This window comes from Pseudomonas sp. 57B-090624 (assembly GCF_003234055.1).
GTDB lineage: Bacteria > Pseudomonadota > Gammaproteobacteria > Pseudomonadales > Pseudomonadaceae > Metapseudomonas > Metapseudomonas tohonis.
The window spans coordinates 1-20,047 of record NZ_QKRU01000050.1 but is presented as its reverse complement, the minus strand read 5'-3'; the positions used below and the strand labels follow the sequence as shown (position 1 = coordinate 20,047).

Annotated in this window: 17 protein-coding genes and 1 pseudogene; 9 read left to right on the top strand and 9 right to left on the bottom strand. The window is 66.4% G+C overall.

Translation table 11 applies throughout. The annotated features are described in order from the left end of the window. Position 1 precedes the first annotated feature (1 nt). The 5 genes and pseudogenes from DMX10_RS21910 to DMX10_RS21895 all read left to right on the top strand — a co-directional run bounded on the left by DMX10_RS21910 (position 2) and on the right by DMX10_RS21895 (position 7,411). Complete coding sequence (locus tag DMX10_RS21910; RefSeq protein WP_111263055.1) at positions 2-1,096, top strand: DUF1513 domain-containing protein; 1,095 nt, start codon at positions 2-4, stop codon at positions 1,094-1,096. Between the two features lie 100 nt (positions 1,097-1,196). After that, positions 1,197-1,895, top strand: a pseudogene (locus DMX10_RS33700) (methyl-accepting chemotaxis protein); the annotation flags it as partial. Positions 1,896-2,060: 165 nt separating this feature from the next. Then, on the top strand, positions 2,061-2,828 hold the full coding sequence (locus tag DMX10_RS33695) for a methyl-accepting chemotaxis protein (RefSeq protein WP_371921719.1): 768 nt from the start codon (positions 2,061-2,063) through the stop codon (positions 2,826-2,828). Between the two features lie 339 nt (positions 2,829-3,167). Then, on the top strand, positions 3,168-4,322 hold the full coding sequence (locus tag DMX10_RS21900; protein WP_111263053.1) for an efflux RND transporter periplasmic adaptor subunit: 1,155 nt from the start codon (positions 3,168-3,170) through the stop codon (positions 4,320-4,322). A 23-nt stretch (positions 4,323-4,345) separates the two neighbouring features. After that, positions 4,346-7,411, top strand: coding sequence for a multidrug efflux RND transporter permease subunit (locus DMX10_RS21895; protein ID WP_111263052.1), 3,066 nt, complete (start codon positions 4,346-4,348; stop codon positions 7,409-7,411). 55 nt (positions 7,412-7,466) lie between these two features. On the opposite strand, the gene DMX10_RS21890 is transcribed toward DMX10_RS21895, so the two are convergent. From DMX10_RS21890 to DMX10_RS21875, 4 genes are all read right to left on the bottom strand, one after another. Next, entirely contained in the window at positions 7,467-8,171 is a 705-nt protein-coding gene (locus DMX10_RS21890; protein ID WP_111263090.1) for a lipopolysaccharide kinase InaA family protein, read from the bottom strand. 388 nt (positions 8,172-8,559) lie between these two features. Continuing rightward, entirely contained in the window at positions 8,560-8,784 is a 225-nt protein-coding gene (locus DMX10_RS21885; RefSeq protein ID WP_111263051.1) for a hypothetical protein, read from the bottom strand. 559 nt (positions 8,785-9,343) lie between these two features. Then, positions 9,344-10,621, bottom strand: coding sequence for a HAMP domain-containing sensor histidine kinase (locus tag DMX10_RS21880; RefSeq protein ID WP_111263050.1), 1,278 nt, complete (start codon positions 10,619-10,621; stop codon positions 9,344-9,346). Further along, complete coding sequence (locus DMX10_RS21875) at positions 10,611-11,294, bottom strand: response regulator transcription factor (protein WP_111263049.1); 684 nt, start codon at positions 11,292-11,294, stop codon at positions 10,611-10,613. Before DMX10_RS21875 ends, DMX10_RS21880 begins: the two co-directional genes overlap by 11 nt. 153 nt (positions 11,295-11,447) lie before the next feature. Between DMX10_RS21875 and DMX10_RS21870 the strand changes: the two genes are divergently transcribed. After that, positions 11,448-12,176 (top strand): phosphatase PAP2 family protein, encoded by a 729-nt coding sequence (locus DMX10_RS21870; protein ID WP_111263048.1) that lies wholly within the window; start codon positions 11,448-11,450, stop codon positions 12,174-12,176. 103 nt (positions 12,177-12,279) lie between these two features. Here DMX10_RS21870 and groL read toward each other — a convergent pair whose 3' ends face one another. From groL to DMX10_RS21850, 4 genes are all read right to left on the bottom strand, one after another. Next, positions 12,280-13,920, bottom strand: coding sequence for a chaperonin GroEL (gene groL / locus DMX10_RS21865; protein ID WP_111263047.1), 1,641 nt, complete (start codon positions 13,918-13,920; stop codon positions 12,280-12,282). A gap of 41 nt (positions 13,921-13,961) precedes the next feature. Beyond that, positions 13,962-14,255 (bottom strand): co-chaperone GroES, encoded by a 294-nt coding sequence (locus DMX10_RS21860; RefSeq protein ID WP_111263046.1) that lies wholly within the window; start codon positions 14,253-14,255, stop codon positions 13,962-13,964. Between the two features lie 224 nt (positions 14,256-14,479). Next, positions 14,480-14,932, bottom strand: coding sequence for an FxsA family protein (locus DMX10_RS21855; protein WP_111263045.1), 453 nt, complete (start codon positions 14,930-14,932; stop codon positions 14,480-14,482). Positions 14,933-14,997: 65 nt separating this feature from the next. Next, a complete protein-coding gene (locus tag DMX10_RS21850; RefSeq protein WP_111263044.1) occupies positions 14,998-15,726 on the bottom strand; it encodes a HugZ family protein in 729 nt (242 codons plus the stop codon). Positions 15,727-15,835: 109 nt separating this feature from the next. Between DMX10_RS21850 and DMX10_RS21845 the strand changes: the two genes are divergently transcribed. Then, positions 15,836-16,594, top strand: a complete 759-nt coding sequence (locus tag DMX10_RS21845; protein WP_111263043.1) for an SDR family oxidoreductase — start codon at positions 15,836-15,838, stop codon at positions 16,592-16,594. A gap of 112 nt (positions 16,595-16,706) precedes the next feature. On the opposite strand, the gene DMX10_RS21840 is transcribed toward DMX10_RS21845, so the two are convergent. Further along, positions 16,707-17,711 (bottom strand): DUF481 domain-containing protein, encoded by a 1,005-nt coding sequence (locus DMX10_RS21840; RefSeq protein ID WP_111263042.1) that lies wholly within the window; start codon positions 17,709-17,711, stop codon positions 16,707-16,709. A gap of 184 nt (positions 17,712-17,895) precedes the next feature. On the opposite strand from DMX10_RS21840, the gene DMX10_RS21835 reads away from it, so the two are divergent. Beyond that, complete coding sequence (locus DMX10_RS21835; protein WP_111263041.1) at positions 17,896-18,276, top strand: MGMT family protein; 381 nt, start codon at positions 17,896-17,898, stop codon at positions 18,274-18,276. Positions 18,277-18,351: 75 nt separating this feature from the next. Beyond that, the coding region (locus tag DMX10_RS21830) for an AmpG family muropeptide MFS transporter (protein WP_111263040.1) at positions 18,352-20,047 on the top strand (1,696 nt) is incomplete at its 3' end.

The following is a 20,047-nucleotide window of genomic DNA, read 5'->3' as shown; positions in this document are numbered from 1 at the left end:
TATGTTCCGCCGCCAGGTACTCGCCCTCGGCAGCCTCCTGCTCGGCGCCGTGACGCTGGGCGGCTGGACCCTGAGCCGCCAGGGTCGCGACCCGCTGCTGCTCTCCGCCCGTGACGATGCCGATGGCGGCCACTACGCCGTCGGCTACCGCCTCGACGGCACCCAGGTGTTCGCCACCCGCGTGGCGCAGCGCTGCCACGACATCGTCGAACACCCCAGCGAGCCGGTGGCCCTGTTCGTCGCCCGCCGCCCCGGCACCGAGAGCTACCTGATCGACCTCACCGACGGCAGCCTGCTGCAGACGGTGCGCTCGCAGCCGGACCGCCACTTCTACGGGCACGGCGTGTTCCACAAGAGCGGCGAGTGGCTCTACACCACCGACAACGACACCACCGATCCCGGTCGCGGCCTGCTCGGCGTGTATGCCTACGCCGACCGCCGGCTGAGCTTCCAGGGCGAGCTGTCCACCCACGGCCTGGGCCCGCACCAGGTGTCCTGGATGCCGGACGGCGAGACCTTCGTGGTCGCCAACGGCGGCATCCGCACCGAGGCCGAGAGCCGCGTGGAAATGAACCTCCATGCCATGGAGCCCAGCCTGGTGCTGATGCGCCGCGACGGCAGCCTGATCAGCCGCGAGACCCTGCCCCAGCAGATGAACAGCGTGCGCCACCTGGCCATCGCGAGCGACGGCACCATAGTCGCCGGACAGCAGTACATGGGCGATGCCGGCGACCATGCCGACCTGCTGGCGATCAAGCGCCCGGGCCAGCGCTTCCAGCCCTTCCCCCTGGCCGACGAGCAACGCCTGTCGATGGCCCAGTACACCGCCAGCGTCGCCATCCACGACGGACTGCGCCTGGTGGCCCTGACCGCCCCGCGCGGCAACCGTTTCTTCATCTGGGACCTGGACAGCGGCGCCGTGCGCCTCGACGCCCCGCTGCCCGACTGCGCCGGCGTCGGTGCGGTGAAGGACGGTTTCGTGGTCACCTCCGGCCAGGGCCGCTGCCGCTTCTACGACTGCCGTAAGGCGACGATCGCCGCCGCCCCCCTGCAGCTGCCCGCCGGGCTCTGGGACAACCACCTGCACCTCGCCTGACACCTGCATTTCGTCGCCGCGACCTCAACGAACGGTCACGGCGGCCGACCTATACTTCACCAGCCAACCCCTCCCTCCCACGTCCCTGAGGCGTAACTACATGTCCCTGCAAAACTCCCTGCGAGGCCAGCTCCTCGCGCTGTTGGGCGGCAGCCTGCTGCTGATCCTGGTCATCGCCCTGACCTGCTTCAACTTTCTATCTGGAGGGATCCAGTCCTACCGCAACCTGGTAGGCGGTACGCTGGAGGCATCCAGCCTCGTCGACAGCGCCAACGTCGAATTCAAGGGCCAGGTGCAGGAATGGAAGAACGTCCTGCTGCGCGGTAAGGACCCGGCCGCCCTGAGCAAGTACTGGGGCCAGTTCGAGGACCAGGAACGCAAGGTCCAGGATATCCTCGGCAAGCTGGTCAACGAGGCCCGCGAGCAGGGCGACAGCGGCCTGCAAAGCCAGGTGGAGCGCCTGCGCAGCGAGCACCAGAGCCTGGGGGCCGCCTACCGCAAGGGCCGCGAGGCCTTCCTCGCCGCCGGCGCCGAACCGACCGCAGGCGACAAGGCGGTACAGGGCATCGACCGCGCCGCCAGCGAGCAGATGACCGCCCTGGTCACCCAGCTGCATGACCGCGGCACCCAGCAATCCGCCGAGATCAGCGCCAGCGCCGCCAGCACAGTGACCACCGGCCTGGTGGTGATGCTGGTGTCCAGCGTGCTGGTGGGCCTGCTGGCGATCTGGCTGATCAACCGCCGCCTGATCGACCCGATCCGCACCCTGATCGACCACATCGGCCGCCTCAGCCAGGGCAACTTCGGCGAGCGCGTCGACAGCAGCCGCCGCGACGAACTGGGGCGCCTGGCCAACTCGGCGAACATCCTGCGGGACTTCCTCGCCGACACCTTCAACCGCCTCAAGCACAGCACCGCCGAGCTGGACAGCGCCAGCGGCGAGCTCAACGCCATCGCCACGCTCATGGCCGGCGGCACCCGCGAGCAGTTCTCGCGCACCGACCAGGTGGCCACGGCGATGCACGAGATGTCCGCCACCGCCCAGGAGGTGGCCCGCCATGCCGCCGATGCCGCACGCGCCGCCGACGACGCGGACAGCTCGGCCCAGCAGGGCGAGCGGGTGATGCAGGCGACCATCCAGAGCATCACCGGCATGCGCGGCGAGATCGACTCCACCGCCGAGGTGATCCGCCGCCTGGAGAACGACAGCGGCCGCATCAGCAAGGTGCTGGAAGTGATCCGCGGCATCGCCGAGCAGACCAACCTGCTGGCGCTCAACGCCGCCATCGAGGCCGCCCGCGCCGGCGAACAGGGCCGGGGCTTCGCGGTGGTCGCCGACGAGGTCCGCACCCTCGCCCAGCGCACCGCCGAATCCACCGCCGAGATCCACCAGATCATCGACACGGTACAGACCGGCGCGGTGAACGCGGTGCGCGCCATCGAAAGCGGACAGAGCCGCAGCGAGCAGAGCGTCACCCAGGTGACCGAGGCCGGCGCGATGCTGCAACGCATCACCGGCGCGGTGGAAGCCATCCGCGACATGAACCGGCAGATCGCCACGGCGGCGGAGGAGCAGACCTCGGTGGCCGAGGACATCTCGCGCAACCTCACCGAAATCACCGCCATCGCCGTCACCAACGACGAGAACGTACAACGCACCGAGGCCGCCAGCGGTCGCCTGCACGAACTCTCCGGCGAGCTGAGCGAGGTCACCCGCCGCTTCAGCGCCTGACCCCTGCTTTCACCCGGCACAGGGATGTGCCGCTCCAGTCGCAGCCCGGTGGCACCCTCGCCGCCCCATGGGTTCGCGAGAGTTGCACCCGCCCCCTTCGAGGGCACCGCTGCGCTGTCTATTGCGCTTCACCGGCCTCCCCGCCCAGGCGCCGTTCTCGCCAACTGAAATGCGCCGATCCGTAGCGATCTCCGGCGATCTGCAAGGCACTGAACAGGCATCGTGCCAGCATGTAAACTTTTGCAATTCCGCGCCTTTGACTTGCCCCCGCCAGTGGTAATAAGGTGCACCCCTCGCCTATTCCCAGGCCCTCAATCTGCCTTGCCAAGGAACCGGAATATGTTGCTCCGCCGCATGCTCATCATGCTCGGCGTGGTCATCCTCGTGGTGGCCGCGCTTGCCGCGTACAAGTTCTTCTCCATCAAACAGCAGATCGCGATGTTCACGGCGCCCAAGCCTGCCATCAGCGTCTCGGCCGCCAAGGCGGTGGAAGTACCCTGGCAGGAGCGCCTGCCGGCCATCGGTTCGCTCAAGGCCTTCCAGGGCGTGGACCTGACCGTGGAAGTAGGCGGCACCGTGCAGGAGGTGCAGTTCCTTTCCGGCGAGAAGGTCAAGCTCGGCCAGCCGCTGATCCAGATGGACAGCGACGTCGAACAGGCCAGCCTGGCGACCGCGGAAGCCTCCCTGGCCCTGGCACGTGTCGAATTCGAACGCGGCCGCAGCCTGGTGAACCGGCAGAACATTTCCAAGAGCGAATTCGACCGCCTCTCCTCGGAGCTGCAGAAGTCGACCGCCAGCGTTGCCCAGTTGAAGGCCATGCTGGCGAAGAAGCGCATCGTCGCGCCCTTCGCCGGCACCATCGGCATCCGCCAGGTGGATGTGGGTGACTTCCTCTCCTCGGGCACCACCATCGCCACCCTGCAGGACCTCAGCACCCTGTTCCTCGACTTCTACCTGCCCGAGCAGGCAGTGCCCAAGCTCGCCATCGGCCAGCACGTGCGGATCAGCGTCGCCGCCTACCCGGGCGAGTTCTTCGACGGCGCCATCGCCGCGATCAACCCCAAGGTCGAGGACAGCACCCGCAACCTGCAGGTGCGTGCGCTGCTGCAGAACCCCGACAGCAAACTGCTGCCGGGCATGTTCGCCAACCTGGAAGTGCTGCTCCCGGGCGACAACCTGCGCATCGTGGTGCCGGAAACCGCCATCACCTACACCCTCTATGGCAACTCGGTCTACGTGATCGATGCCAAGAAGGGCGAGGACGTCCAGGCAGTGAAGGACGACAAGGGCCAGCCGGTCCTGGTGGTCGAACGCCGCTTCGTCGAGACCGGCCAGCGCCGCGACGGCAAGGTCGTGGTGCTCAAGGGCCTGAAGGCCGGTGAGCAGGTGGTGACCGCTGGCCAGCTGAAGCTGGACAACGGCTCCAACGTCGCCATCGCCGATGACCAGGCCCAGCAACCGAAAACGGACAAACAAGCCAGCGCCGAGCAGTAGGCTCGACGCCAAGGAATACCGATATGGCTTTCACAGATCCCTTCATCCGTCGCCCGGTACTGGCGACCGTGGTCAGCCTGCTGATCGTGCTGCTGGGCTTCCAGGCCTTCAGCAAGCTGGTGATCCGCCAGTACCCGCAGATGGAAAACGCCCTGATCACGGTGACCACCGCCTACCCCGGGGCCAACGCCGAGACCATCCAGGGCTACATCACCCAGCCGCTGCAGCAGAGCCTGGCGAGCGCCGAAGGCATCGACTACATGACGTCGTCGAGCCAGCAGAACCTGTCGATCATCTCGATCTACGCGCGCATCGGCTCCAACTCGGACCGCCTCTTCACCGAACTGCTGGCCAAGGCCAACGAGGTGAAGAACCAGCTGCCGCAGGACGCCGAAGACCCGGTGCTGTCCAAGGAAGCGGCGGACGCCTCGGCGCTGATGTACATCAGCTTCTACAGCGACGAGCTGTCCAACCCGCAGATCACCGACTACCTGTCGCGGGTCATCCAGCCCAAGCTGGCGACCCTGCCGGGCATGGCCGAAGCGGAGATCCTCGGCAACCAGGTCTTCGCCATGCGCCTGTGGCTGGACCCGGTGAAGATGGCCGCCTACGGCGTCACCGCCGGCGACCTCAGCGACGCCGTGCGCAAGTACAACTACCTGTCCGCCGCCGGCCAGGTGAAGGGCGAGTACGTGGTGACCAGCATCAACGCCACCACCGACCTCAAGTCCCCCGAAGCCTTCGCCGCCATCCCGGTGAAGACACAGGGCGACCGCCGCGTGCTGGTACGTGACATCGCCCGCGTCGAGATGGGCGCCGAGAACTACGACTCCATCAGCTCCTTCGACGGCATCCCCTCGGTCTACATCGGCATCAAGGGCACCCCCAGCGCCAACCCGCTGGACGTGATCAAGCACGTGCGCGCGATCATGCCCGAGCTGGAAGCCCAGCTGCCGCCGAACCTCAAGGTGTCCATCGCCTACGACGCCACGCGCTTCATCCAGGCGTCCATCGACGAGGTGGTGAAGACCCTGGGCGAGGCGGTGCTGATCGTCATCGTGGTCGTGTTCCTGTTCCTCGGCGCCTTCCGCTCGGTGCTGATCCCGGTCATCACCATCCCGCTGTCGATGATCGGCGTGCTGTTCTTCATGCAGCTGATGGGCTACTCGATCAATCTGCTGACGCTGCTGGCCATGGTGCTCGCCATCGGCCTGGTGGTGGACGACGCCATCGTGGTGGTGGAGAACATCCACCGGCACATCGAGGAGGGCAAGACGCCCTTCGATGCCGCCATCGAGGGCGCCCGCGAGATCGCCGTGCCGGTCATTTCCATGACCATCACCCTGGCGGCTGTGTATGCCCCCATCGGCTTCCTCGAAGGCCTCACCGGTGCGTTGTTCCGCGAGTTCGCCCTGACCCTGGCGGGCGCGGTGATCATCTCCGGCGTGGTCGCCCTGACCCTCTCGCCGATGATGTGCTCCAAGCTGCTGCGCCACGAGGAGAACCCGAGCGGCCTGGCCCACAAGCTGGACATGATCTTCGAGCGGCTCAAGCGTCGGTACCAGAGCGCGCTGCACGGCACCCTCAACACCCGCCCGGTGGTGGTGGTGTTCGCGCTCATCGTGATGGCGCTGATCCCGGTGCTGCTGATGATGACCAAGAGCGAACTGGCCCCCGACGAGGACCAGGGCATCGTCTTCCTCATGGCCAAGGCGCCGCAGCCGACCAACCTGGACTACCTGAACGCCTACACCGACGAGTTCGTGGAGATCTTCAAGTCCTTCCCCGAGTACTACTCGTCGTTCCAGATCAACGGCTTCGATGGTGTGCAGGCCGGTATCGGCGGCTTCCTGCTCAAGCCCTGGGACGAGCGCGAGCGCACCCAGATGGAGCTGCTGCAGGAGGTACAGGGCAAGCTCGACCGCATTCCCGGCCTGCAGATCTTCGGCTTCAACCTGCCGTCGCTGCCGGGCACCGGCGAAGGCCTGCCCTTCCAGTTCGTGGTCAACACCCCGAACGACTACGAGTCCCTGCTGCAGGTGACCGAACGCATCAAGCAGCGCGCGGAAGCCTCGGGCAAGTTCGCCTTCCTCAACGTCGACCTGGCGTTCGACAAGCCGGAAGTGGTGGTCGACATCGACCGCCAGAAGGCCGCGCAGATGGGCGTCTCCATGGAAGACCTCGGCTCCACCCTGGCGCTGCTGCTGGGCGAGGGCGAGATCAACCGCTTCACCATCGACGGTCGCAGCTACAAGGTGATCGCCCAGGTGGAACGCCCCTACCGCGACAACCCGGACTGGCTGAACAACTACTACGTGAAGAGCGAGAGCGGCGCGATGGTGCCCCTGTCGACCCTGATCACCGTGCACGACACCGCGCGACCGACCAAGCTCAAGCAGTTCCAGCAGCTGAACTCGGCGATCATCGAGGGCTTCCCGGTGGTGAGCATGGGCGATGCGGTGGAGACCGTAGCGCAGATCGCCCGCGAGGAAGCCCCGCGCGGCTTCGCCTTCGACTACGCCGGCGCCTCGCGCCAGTACGTCCAGGAAGGCAGCGCGCTGTACGTCACCTTCGGCCTGGCCCTGGCGATCATCTTCCTGGTGCTGGCCGCGCAGTTCGAGAGCTTCCGCGACCCGCTGGTGATCCTGGTGACGGTGCCGCTGTCGATCTGCGGCGCGTTGATCCCGCTGTTCCTGGGGATCTCCAGCATGAACATCTACACCCAGGTGGGCCTGGTGACGCTGATCGGCCTGATCAGCAAGCACGGCATCCTGATCGTGGAATTCGCCAACCAGCTGCGTCGTGACAAGGGCCTGAGTGCACGCGAAGCGGTGGAGGAAGCCGCCTCCATCCGCCTGCGCCCGGTACTGATGACCACCGCCGCGATGGTGTTCGGCATGGTGCCGCTGATCCTCGCCACCGGCGCGGGTGCGGTGAGCCGCTTCGATATCGGCACGGTGATCGCCACCGGCATGTCCATCGGCACGCTGTTCACCCTGTTCGTGCTGCCCTGCGTCTATACCCTGCTGGCCAAGCCGGACCCACGACCGGCTGCCCAGCCCGAGGCAGAGCCCGTCGCGGGCCACTGAGCCACGTTGAACGAGAAGGCCCCGCATCTGCGGGGCCTTCTTCATTCCAGGGTTCTCAGAGCCGGTGCAGCGCCTCCACGCGGCTGCCGAAGGCATGCTCGTAGGCCGCCAGCAGGTAGGCCCAGTCCTCGTCGCGGATGGCCGAATGGCGCCTGATCTGGCCGACATCGTTGCGCGCCGCCCGGGCATGGGCGAAGCGACGGCGGCTCTTCTCCAGATCGATCAGGGCGATTTCCACCGATTCGGCGCCCTCCCCTTCCCCGAGGCGGATGAACACATGCTTGGGATAGAGGCAGCCGTGCTGCCAACCGCCCCGGTGCAACCGCGCCAGCACCTGCGCCATCTGGCCGAGCACCCGCTCGCGCTGGCCCTTGGCGTCGGCGCGTTCGTCCAAGGAGGCGTACCAGCGCTCGAAATCGATGAAGCCCTCCAGGGCCTCCGTCACCAGCAGCGCCTGCCAGGCGCCCTCGCCACCGCGCCGCGCGCCGCAGTACACCAGCCGCGGCACCCTCACGCCGAGGCGTTCGAAGGCGCGGATGGCATCCCGTTCGCGGAGCACCGTCGGGCGTCCGAAGGGGTGCAGCACGCTGCGATAGAGGTGGCCACACTGGCGCTTGCTATACAGCAGGACCCCGTCGTCCCGGCGCACCCGCTCCACCCCGCTCTCGCCGCCCCGTCGCAGGTTCGGCGCTTCTACCCACTCACCACGCCAGCCCCAGAAGCGCTCGAACGGGTCGTCCACATCGCTCGCCAACGCAATCACAGCTGTCTCCATCAGACCTTCCCCTCCGTTTATCGCCTGGTCGGTCTCAGTCTCCGTCGAGATCCAGACCACCCAGGGGGGCGAATGACTCACGCCCTTTTTGATGTCGCTTGCGGTAACAGGAACGTGCACTCGGTAACCCTGTGCACGGCGGCAAGCCCGGACCCACGTCACCCCATGGGGCAACGATGCCTCTATTCCGGGCGATGAACCCCGGCAACCCTACTACCGCCAGCGGGTGAGCAGCAGGTTTGCAAGGTCCATACCGTTGCAGGCAGTCGGCGCTGGAGGGACGAGAAAAGGTGCGTGGCGATCACGGAATGACGGCGGCGGCGCAAATGAAAAGCCCCGCATGCGCGGGGCCTGGATGTCTACGGGACGGTATTCAGCCTTGCGGCCCCATGCCCTGGGAAAGCCCGAACATCAGCAGCAGCAACTGCCTGTCGGGCACCGCGTCGGCCTTGTGCCGGGCATTGGGAGGCAGGGGACAATAGCCGAGGCCATTGACGCTGACGACCGAAGGTGACGGCTCATGCCAAGCCGCCGCGGCGATGGACGCGACGCCCAGGGCTCCTACGAGGAACAAAGCTCGCGTTATTTCTAACTTCATGATCGCAACCCCTTGATAGCGCTGCCAAACGCTGTGTCTTCACACTAGATCAATAGTTCACAGTCCGCTTTTTCGAAGTGACGAATGGCATGTCGCTCTCGCCTGGTCATCCCTCCGCGGCTCTTGTCCCTAAGGAGCAGCGCACTCTCAACCGCCTGTTTGCCGCATCACGCGGCGCCGTCGGCCTCGGCACCGTCGGTTGGCAGACGGGCGAGGCTAGCGGTGATTCATTGCAAATCCGTGTCAGTACATCGTCCGGGCCCGGCCACCGCCCGCAGGTCGAGCCCGGCGCCGCCGTCCAGGTAACAGGAATCACCCCGGAGTAACCCCATTGCCCACGTGCAAGGCCCCGGTGGGACCGCGCGCAAAGCGCCAGGTTCCCTGAAAGCCCCATGCTGCCTTGCGCTCGCCCTCCCCCCGGGCGTGGCGAGTGTTACCTCGGCGCGATGGGAGCCGAACACTGCAAGGTCCGTTCCCTCCATGGCCCATCGGGTCCCTGGATACGATCAGCTTCCACCGCCAGCCGTCATCCCGGCGTCAAGCCGATGTGAAAAATCTGTCAGGCGGCGCCATCCAGGTCGACGCGGAAGTGACAACCGCCAGAGCCGGACGGCGACAGGCGAACCACCCAGCCCTGGCTTTCGCAGATGCGCTTGACCAGCGACAGGCCGAGCCCGAGACCATCTCCGCGTTGCTCGATGCCCCGCACGAAGGGCAGGAACATCGCCTCGCGCTGCTCTTCCGGGATACCGACCCCGCTGTCCTCGACGCTGAATCCGCGCTCGTCCAGACGCAGCTCGATATGGCCCGACTCGGTGTAGTGCAGGGCGTTGCGCAACAGGTTGCCCAGTACCGAGCGGAGCAAGGCCGCGTTGTAGAGAACCTCCGAGGTGACGCCGGGGTGGTAGTCGAAGCGCAACCCCTTGCCCTCGATGGGGTCGCGCCAGAGGCCGGCCAGCTCGTCGGCCAGGCTGCCGAGCCGGGATTGCGGCACCATCTCGCCACCGTTGCGCTGGGCGCGGGCAAGCATGAGGAAGGTCTGCACCAGGTCGCGCATCTCCTCGCTGGCCCGACCGATGCGGAGCACCTGCTGGCGCGAGCGGTCGTCGAGGTGGTCGTTTTCCATCAGCAGTTCGCAGGAGGTGGCGATCACCATCAGGGGCGTGCGCAGTTCATGGCTCACATCGCTGGTGAACAGGCGCTCGCGGGTCAGGGCATCGCGCAACCGGCCGAGGGTGTCGTCGAAAGCCTGGGCCAGCTGGCCCACTTCGTCGGAGGTGTAGTCCGGCGCCAGCGGCGGCGCCAGGCCGAGCAACTGGTCGCGATGGCGGACCTGCCCGGCCAGGCGTACCACCGGCGCGATGACCTTGCGCGCCAGCAGCCAGCCGAGCAGCGCCGAGAGCAGCACGCTCAGGATGAAGCCCACCAGCACCACGCCATAGAGCGCCTGCTCGCGGTCCTCGAAATCACTCTGGTCCTGCAGCAGTACGTAGCGGTGGCCGTCGATGTCCCGCACCAGGGCGTGGAACGAGAGCTGGCCTTCGAAGAGTTCATGGAAACCCGGCGCCAGCTTGGCGTATTCGACGGGCAGGGCGTAGGGGCCGGTGCCCTCGCCGAAGTAGAAACGGGTATCGCTGTCCAGGCTCGGTGCGCGGCCCTTGGCGAGGTTCTCGTAGAGGATGCGCTCCAGCTCGTTGTTCAGGTCGCGGGAGATCAGCTGTTCCTCGATCAGGTGCACCACTTCGATGATGCCCAGCGAGAAGGTCCCCCCAACCAGCGCCGTCATCAGGGTGAAGGCGATGACGATGCGCCGCGCGAGGCTCTGCCTAAACTCCATCGGCCGACTCCGCCAGGCGATAGCCGAGGCCGTGCAGGGTGTGCAACAGGGGGCTGCCGAAGGGCTTGTCGATCACCTGGCGCAGCTGGTGGATGTGGCTGCGCAGGCTGTCGCTGTCCGGGCAGTCGTCGCCCCATAGCGCCTCCTCGAGGGCTTCCCGGCGCACCAGGTGGGGGCTTTTCTGCATCAGCACGGCCAGCAGCTTGAGGCCGATGGGGTTGAGCTTGAGCGGCTTGCCGGCACGGCTGACCGCCAGGGTGTCGAGGTCGTAGCTCAAATCGCCCACCTGCAGGCTGCGCTTGCCACCGCCCTGGGAGCGCCGCAGCACGGCCTCGATGCGCGCCGACAGCTCGGAGAGCGCGAAGGGCTTGAGCAGGTAGTCGTCGGCCCCGGACTTGAACCCCTGCAGCCGGTCGTCGAGTGCATCGCGCGCGGTGAGCATGATCACCGGCGTGTCGCGTCGCGCCTCCTCGCGCAGGCGCCGGCAGAGGGCGTAGCCGTCCAGGCCGGGAAGCATGATGTCGAGCACGATCAGGTCGAAGTGTTCGGTGGCCGCCAGGTGCAGGCCGGACAGGCCGTCCTGGGCGCAGTCCACGCTATAGCCCTTGAGCTCCAGGTAATCGGCCATGTTGGCCAGGATGTCGCGATTGTCTTCCACCAGCAAAATCCGCATCTGCAGTTCCCCCGCCTCATCGATGCCCTTCCGGGCCCGGGCGTCTTTGACAGTTTTTTCACCCGCGGTTCACGGTGCCACCACGGCGGCCACGGCAGATTACGCCCATTCCCTCGCCTGACAATCCCCCCGCATGCAATCCGGAGACACCCCATGCCCCCTACCCACTCCTGCCGCCCGATCGCCTATGGCTGGGCGCTCGGCCTGCCCCTGGCGATCATCCTCGCCCTGCTGGTGATCGAGCCGACGCGCCTCGACTTCGCCCTGGCCGATCTGTTCTACCGGCCGGGAGAAGGCTTCATCGGCGCCCACAGCTTCTTCCTCGAGGACGTGATGCATGACCGCGCCAAGCAGGCGGTGATCGCAGTGGCGCTGCTGGCCCTGGCCGGGCTCGTCGCCAGTTGCCTGTATCGCCCCTGGTACGGCCTGCGCAGGCGTCTCGGCTACCTGGTCCTGGCGATGGGCCTGTCCACCGCGATCGTGACGCCCCTGAAGGCGCTGACCGCCGTGCACTGCCCCTGGGACCTGACCCGCTATGGCGGCGTGGAGACCTACACCCCGCTGCTGGCCGAACGCGCGCCCACTGCCAAGCCCGGGCGTTGCTGGCCGGGCGGCCACGCCAGCAGCGGCTTCACCTTCTTCGCGCTGTACTTCCTCCTGCGCGACCGCAATCGCCGCCTCGCACGCCTCGCCCTGGTCGGTGCCCTGGCCCTGGGCGGGCTGTTCTCGGTCGGGCGAATGATGCAGGGCGCGCACTTTCTCTCCCACAACCTGTGGACGGCGCTGCTGGACTGGCTGATCTGCCTCGGCTGCTACCGCTTCATGCTCTACGCACCCCAGGCCGACGAGGCGCCCCAAGGCGCCACGGAACTGGCGCCCTAGCAGGTAGCGGGCACACGGATGGGCCCGGCCCGCCGCTTTTCCACAGGCAAAAGAAAGCCCCGCACGAGGCGGGGCTTCTTTCAGACCGGATGGACTGGGTGGCTTACATCATGCCGCCCATGCCGCCCATGCCGCCCATGTCCGGCATGGCCGGAGCAGCCTTGTCTTCCGGCAGCTCGGCGACGATCGCCTCGGTGGTGATCATCAGGCCGGCGATGGAAGCAGCGGCTTGCAGCGCGGTACGGGTGACCTTGGCCGGGTCGATGATGCCGAACTCGATCATGTCGCCGTACTGGCCGGTGGCAGCGTCGTAGCCGTAGTTGCCCGAACCCTGCTTGACCTTGTCCAGGACCACGGAGGCCTCGTCACCGGCGTTGGCGACGATCTGGCGCAGCGGAGCTTCGACAGCGCGACGCAGGATGTTGATACCCGCGTTCTGCTCTTCGTTGGCACCGGTCAGGTCCTTGATGGCAGCCAGGGCACGAACCAGGGCTACGCCACCGCCAGGAACCACGCCTTCTTCCACTGCAGCGCGGGTCGCGTGCAGGGCGTCTTCAACGCGGGCCTTCTTCTCTTTCATCTCGACTTCGGTGGCAGCGCCAACCTTGATCACGGCAACACCGCCAGCCAGCTTGGCCAGGCGCTCCTGCAGTTTTTCCTTGTCGTAGTCGGAAGAGGTTTCTTCGACCTGCTTGCGGATCTGGGCAACACGCGCCTCGATGTCGACCTGCTGGCCGGCGCCATCGATGATGGTGGTGTTTTCCTTGCTCAGGACCACGCGCTTGGCGTTGCCCAGGTGCTCCAGGGTGGCGCTTTCCAGGCTCAGGCCGACTTCTTCGGAGATGACGGTACCGCCGGTGAGGATGGCGATGTCCTGCAGCATGGCCTTGCGGCGGTCGCCGAAGCCCGGGGCCTTGACGGCAGCCACTTTGACGATGCCGCGCATGTTGTTGACCACCAGGGTGGCCAGGGCTTCGCCTTCGACGTCTTCAGCCACGATCAGCAGCGGACGGCCGGACTTGGCAACGGCTTCCAGAACCGGCAGCAGTTCGCGGATGTTGGAGATCTTCTTGTCGACCAGCAGCAGCAGCGGGCCGTCGAGCTCGGCCACCATGGTGTCCGGCTTGTTGATGAAGTAGGGGGACAGGTAGCCGCGGTCGAACTGCATGCCTTCCACGACGGACAGTTCGTTTTCCAGGCCCGAGCCTTCCTCGACGGTGATCACGCCTTCTTTACCGACCTTCTCCATGGCTTCGGCAATGATGTTGCCGATGGAGTCGTCGGAGTTGGCGGAGATGGTGCCGACCTGGGCGATGGCCTTGGTGTCGGTGCACGGCTTGGACAGGTTCTTCAGCTCGGCGACGACGGCGGCGGTGGCCTTGTCGATGCCGCGCTTGAGGTCCATCGGGTTGAGGCCGGCAGCGACCGACTTCAGACCTTCGGTAACGATGGCCTGGGCCAGCACGGTAGCGGTGGTGGTGCCGTCACCGGCAGCGTCGTTGGCCTTGGAGGCAACGTCTTTCACCAGCTGGGCGCCGATGTTCTCGATGCGGTCCTTCAGCTCGATTTCCTTGGCGACGGAAACGCCGTCCTTGGTGATCAGCGGGGCACCGAAGCTGCGCTCCAGAACCACGTTACGGCCTTTCGGGCCGAGGGTGGCTTTCACGGCATCAGCCAGGGTGTTAACGCCAACGAGCAGTTTCTTGCGAGCGGCATCGCCGAATTTTACGTCTTTAGCAGCCATGTTCTTTTTCCTCGAATTCTAAGGGGGAAAGGGGGGGTGGTTCAGGCTTCGATGACAGCGAGGATTTCGTTCTCGCTCATCACCAGCAGCTCTTCACCATCGACCTTGATGGCGTTGCTGCCGGAGTAGGGGCCGAATACCACCTGGTCACCCACTTTCACTGCCAGGGCACGGACTTCGCCGTTGTCCAGAACGCGACCGGTACCGACGGCGACCACTTCACCGCGGTTCGGCTTCTCGGCAGCCGAGCCCGGCAGCACGATGCCGCCAGCGGTCTTGGTTTCTTCTTCGCTGCGACGGATTACGACGCGGTCATTCAGGGGACGAAGCTTCATTGTCTAACTCTCCCAATCAGTGTTTTCCGGCGCCGGTACGAACGACCGGCGGGTTAGCGAAATCCGGCGTGGCCGGCTGCGGGGTGCAGGGCACTCCGCTGAAGTCTGACCTTGCCGGCGAGGGCAAGGAACCTTGCGGTGACCGATACATAGGGGCGTTCGTGGGCATTTCAAGGGCAGCGGCTGAAAAATTTGCAGGAAGTTCAGCGCCGCCGACCGGAGGCTCAGTTGTCCCGGCGCTCGTACTCGCCTTCGATCACGTTCGGGCGGGTCTGCCCGCTGCGGGCGGCGAGGTCGTCGGCGAAGGCACGCTGGCGCAGGGCCTGCTCCTGGGCGCGCTTGAGCAGGCGACCGATCAGCAGGCGGCGAGTGAAGGGAATCAGGCACAGCACACCGAAGATGTCGCTGATGAAGCCGGGCAGCAGCAGCAGGCCGCCACCGACGGCGATCAGCAGGCCTTCGAGCATTTCCTGCTCGGGCATCTCGCCACGGGCGAGTTTCTCCCGCGCGCGCCAGGCCGTGGCGACCCCGGCGACCCGCAACAGGATGCTGCCGAGTACGCCGGTGCCAATGACCAGCAGCAGGGTCGGCAGGACGCCGATGGCGCTGCCGACCTGGATCAGCACGGCCAGTTCGATGATCGGGAAAAGCAGGAAGAGGAACAGAAAGACACGCATCGAGGGATCCTTGACGGAAGAACGGCTTCCGATGGCAATTTAGATGAAGCCGCCCTCCCTCGAATTCAAGCGTCGGGTTCGGCGACGGACGGCCAGGCCTCAGCGCGCGCCAGCGCCACCAGGGCCTGACGGACCGCGCCCGGGTTGTTACAGGATGTTGGGAAGGGCAGCCAATGTACTACCTGCCCGGTGCGCAGGTGGAAGCCCTCCGCGTCGATGCCGACCATCTCCGCCGTCTCCCCGGGCAGCCCGCGCAATGCCAGGTAGTGGGCGATGGCCGACTGGTGGTCGGCGTTCATGTGCTCGATCATGCTGCGCTCGGCCTCGCCGGCGAAGGGGTTGCCCTGCACCACCTGGTCGATCCAGTGGATGGCGCCGAAGCCGCCGATGAAGCGGGCACGCACGGGCTCCAGCACCCAGAAGTCGAAGTCGTGGGTCTGATGGTAGTCACGCGACTGCGGAAAATAGCGGTAGTAGCGCTCGCTGGCGGCCGCGATCTCGGCCGCGTCGGTGAGCTGCCGCGCCTCGGCGAGCAGGGTCAGGCGGCCGACGGCCTGGATGTCATCGGCGCCCCGCTCCCCCACCAGCAGCGAGCACTTGGGATCCTTCTGCAGGTTGTGGGTGTGCTGGGCGATGCGGCTGATGAGGATCAGCGGTCGGCCGGCGGCGTCCAGGCAATAGGGCGCCACCGATCCGAAAGGGAAGCCCGGCATGGCCTTGGACTGGGTCGAGAGGACGCCGCGGTATTCCTTGAGCAGCAATTCTCGGGCATTCTTTGCGGCTTTCACGCTCACCTTCTGACTCCTTGCAGAGAATCCGTCGAAAACGGACGGGCGGCCAGAATAACGGTTCCAGGCCGCCAGCGGGGATAGCGCCACTCAATTCGACTTCGAGGGGAAAAGCATGCAGCTCAAAGACAAGGTCATCATCATCACCGGCGGCTGCCAGGGCCTCGGCCGCGCCATGGGCGAGTACCTCGCCGGCAAGGGCGCCAAGCTGGCGCTGGTGGACCTGAACCAGGAGAAACTGGACGACGCCGTGGCCGCCTGCAAGGCCGCCGGCGGCGATGCCCGTGCCTACCTGTGCAACGTGGCCAACGAAGAGCAGGTGACCCACATGGTCGCCCAGGTGGCCGAGGACTTCGGCGCCATCAACGGCCTGGTGAACAACGCCGGCATCCTGCGTGACGGCCTGACCATCAAGGTCAAGGACGGCGAGATGACCAAGATGAGCCTGGCCCAGTGGCAGGCAGTGATCGACGTGAACCTGACCGGCGTGTTCCTGTGCACCCGCGAAGTGGCGGCGAAGATGATCGAGCTGAAGAACGAAGGGGCGATCATCAACATCTCCTCCATCTCCCGCGCCGGAAACATGGGCCAGGCCAACTACTCCGCCGCCAAGGCCGGCGTCGCCGCCGACACCGTGGTCTGGGCGAAGGAGCTGGCACGCTACGGCATCCGCGTGGCGGGCGTGGCTCCCGGTTTCATCGAGACCGACATGGTCGCCAGCATGAAGCCCGAAGCCCTGGAGAAGATGACCTCCGGCATTCCGCTCAAGCGCCTGGGCAAGCCCCTGGAGATCGCCCACTCGGTGGCCTACATCCTGGAGAACGACTACTACACCGGTCGCGTCCTGGAACTCGATGGCGGCCTGCGCCTGTAAGGCCGAACCGCCATGAAAAAGCCCCGCATCAGCGGGGCTTTTTCTTGGCTGGGTGTTTAGCCGTCGGGCCTGCCTTAGCCCGGGCTTCAGCCCGGGGGAGCCGGCGGGAGGCTTACCAGCCCACACCGAAGCCGACGGTGTAGCGGGTCTCGTCGATCTCGCCTTCGGAGCCGCTGACCATATCCTTCTCGGCCTTCAGGTTGAGCGAGGCCCAGTCGGTGACCTTGTAGCGCAGGCCCACTTCGGCATCCAGGGAGTAGTCGGCGGCATTGCCCAGCGGGCGGCCGACTTCGCCGACGGTGAAGAGCTCGACCGTCTTGCCCACCAGGTAGCGGTTGTAGTCCCACTTCACGCTGAGCGCGTAGAAGTTGTCCTTCTCGCCATTGGTGTATTCGTAGTCGGTGCGGTTGACCAGGGACGCCAGGGAGAATGCGCCCAGCTCGTCGTCCCAGAACTGGTAGCCGGGACCGGTACCGAGGGTGCGCTGGCGCTCCAGGTCCTCGATCTTGTCGCGCTTGTATTCGGCGCGGCCCTGCCAGAAGAACTTGTCGGTGATGAACCGGTCCAGGGCGTACTCGAGCTCCCAGTTCTCGGTGGTTTTCACGTCGTCCTGGAACTCGCGGTTGTACTCGCCCGTGGCGTTGTGGCGCCAGCGGCCGTGGCGGGCCTTGGTCTTGAAGTCGACGTCGTAGTCGTCGGTGTCCTTCTCGGCGCGCTTGTAGTCCAGGGCCAGGTCGACGTTGCCGGACCAGGTCAGGTCCTCGACGAAGGGCTTGGGCTTCATGATCTGCTCGATGCTGGCCAGCTCGACGGTCCTGGGCGCCTCGCCGTTGGCCAGGATCACCTTGCCGGGCTCGGCCGGGCGCAGGGTCTTGGCGCGCTCGCCGGTGACATCGTCCTGCTTGATCATCAGCTCCTGCTCGCTTTCCAGGGTGGCGATCTTCTTCCAGTCCAGCGGAATGGAGCCGCCGTAATCGGTTTCGAGCATGAGTTTGCCACCATCGAAGACCCTGATCTTGCCGGACAGGCGATCGCCGTTCTTCATCCACACGGTGTCGGCGAGGGTGGGGGTCGAGGCAGCCGCAATGGCTAGGCACAACAGGGTTCTGGACAACATAGGCGGATACACGGGCTCAAGTTCGCGAAAAACCGGGCATTATCCGCAAGCCCGGCGGCTGAGCAAGGACTGACCGACGGACAAGCCTCAAGTTCCACAAAAAGAGGCTGCCGCAATGCGGTTGTAGCCCCCTGGCCGCCGCCCTATTCTGGCGATCACCCCCCGCACTGGACACCCGCCCGCCATGGCGACCCGCAAGCCACGCCCCGATGTGAACGTCCCGGCCGACCTGCCCAAGGCCAGCGCCGAGGTGCGCCGCGAAGCGCTGTACCTGACCCTGGCCCAGGTGCCGCCAGGCAAGGTGGTGAGCTACGGTCAGCTCGGCGAAATGGCCGGCCTGGGGCGCGCGGCGCGCTGGGTCGGGCGCACCCTGAGCCAGTTGCCCCACGGCACGCGCCTGCCCTGGCACCGGGTGATCGCCGCCGGTGGACGCCTCAGCCTGCCGGCCGGAAGCCCCTCCGGGGACGAGCAGCGGGCACGTTTGCGGGCCGAGGGGGTCTTCATCCATAACGAACGGGTGGATATGCGTCGGCATGGCTGGCTTCCCATGCCACCCAAGGGTTAGAGTGCGCGCTTTGTCGCGGTTCCGTCGCGTGCACCTCGTCATGGACCGCCCCGTGATTTCTGGATTACACGCCTGATGCCCCACCGTACCTGGCGCGCCGCCCTGGCCGCCTACGCCAGCCCGGCCACCCTCGCGCTGCTCCTGCTGGGCTTCGCCGCCGGCCTGCCGTACATGCTGGTGTTCTCTACCCTCTCCGTCTGGCTGCGCGAGGCGGGCGTCTCCCGCGAGACCATCGGCTTCGCCAGCCTCATCGGCCTCGCCTATGCCTTCAAGTGGATCTGGTCGCCGCTGCTGGACCAGTTCCGCCTGCCGCTGCTCGGTCGCCTCGGTCGCCGTCGCTCCTGGCTGGTGCTGTCCCAGGTCCTGGTGGCGCTGGGCCTGGTGGGCATGGCCCTGTGCGACCCGCAACAGCACCTGACCTGGCTGATCGCGATCGCCGTGGTGGTGGCCTTCGCCTCCGCCACCCAGGACATCGCCGTCGACGCCTACCGCCTGGAGATCGCCGAGGACAGCCGCCAGGCCGCACTGGCCGCCAGCTACATGCTCGGCTACCGGGTCTCGGCGCTGCTGGCCACCGCCGGCGCGCTGTACTTCGCCGAATGGTTCGGCTCCACCTCGTTGAGCTATGAGTACGGGGCCTGGGCCGGCACCTACCTGCTGTTCGCCCTCCTCATGCTGCCCGGCCTGGTCACCAGCCTGTGGATGCGCGAGCCACGCATCGACGCACAGGTCCAGACCAGCACCTCGCGCTTCAAGCTCAAGGACCAGTTGGCCTCGGTGCTGATCCTGCTGGTGATGCTGATCTCCCTGCCGGCGATGATCACCGGCATGCTCGACCGCGCCTGGCCGCGCGCCCTGCTCTACTTCCTCTTCCTGGTGGCCTGCCTGTCGCCCTGGGGCCGGCGCCAGATCGCCCCGGTGCGCGAGCTGCTCAGCCAGCAGCGCCGCCAGTTGCTGGTGGCCGCGCGGGGCAGGGTGATCCCCAACTTCGACTTCGTCCACCAGGCGGTGTCGATGATCGTGCTGATCGTCATCCTGGTGACCACCGCGGCGGCCATCAAGGCCTATGCCTCGGGCGCCTGGCCGCGCGGCACGCTGTTCGTGCTGATCGCCCTCGCCTGCTTCTCCGCCCCGGGCCGCCTGCTGATGGCGCCGGTGGTCACGCCCATCAGCGAGTTCGTCCAGCGCTACCGCTGGCAGGCGCTGCTGCTGCTGGGGCTGATCGCCACCTACCGCATGTCGGACACGGTGATGGGCGTGATGGCCAACGTCTTCTACATCGACCAGGGCTTCAGCAAGGAGCAGATCGCCAGCGTCAGCAAGCTCTTCGGCCTGATCATGACCCTGCTCGGCGCGGGCGCCGGCGGCCTGCTGATCGTGCGCTTCGGCATCCTGCCGATCCTCTTCATCGGCGGCGCGTCGTCAGCGGCGACCAACCTGATGTTCGTGGTGCTCAGCGACATGGGCCCGCACCTGGACATGCTGATCCTCACCATCTCCTGCGATAACTTCAGCGCGGGGCTCGCCACCTCGGCCTTCGTCGCCTACCTGTCGAGCCTCACCAACCTGAAGTTCTCCGCCACCCAGTACGCGCTGCTCAGCTCGATCATGCTGCTGCTGCCGAGGCTGATCGGCGGCTACTCGGGCGTGATGGTCGAATCCCTCGGCTACCACCAGTTCTTCCAGCTCACCGCGCTGCTCGGCGTGCCGACGCTGATCCTCATCGCCGTGCAGTGGGGCCAGGAGCGCCGGCAGCCCGACAGCAGCACCC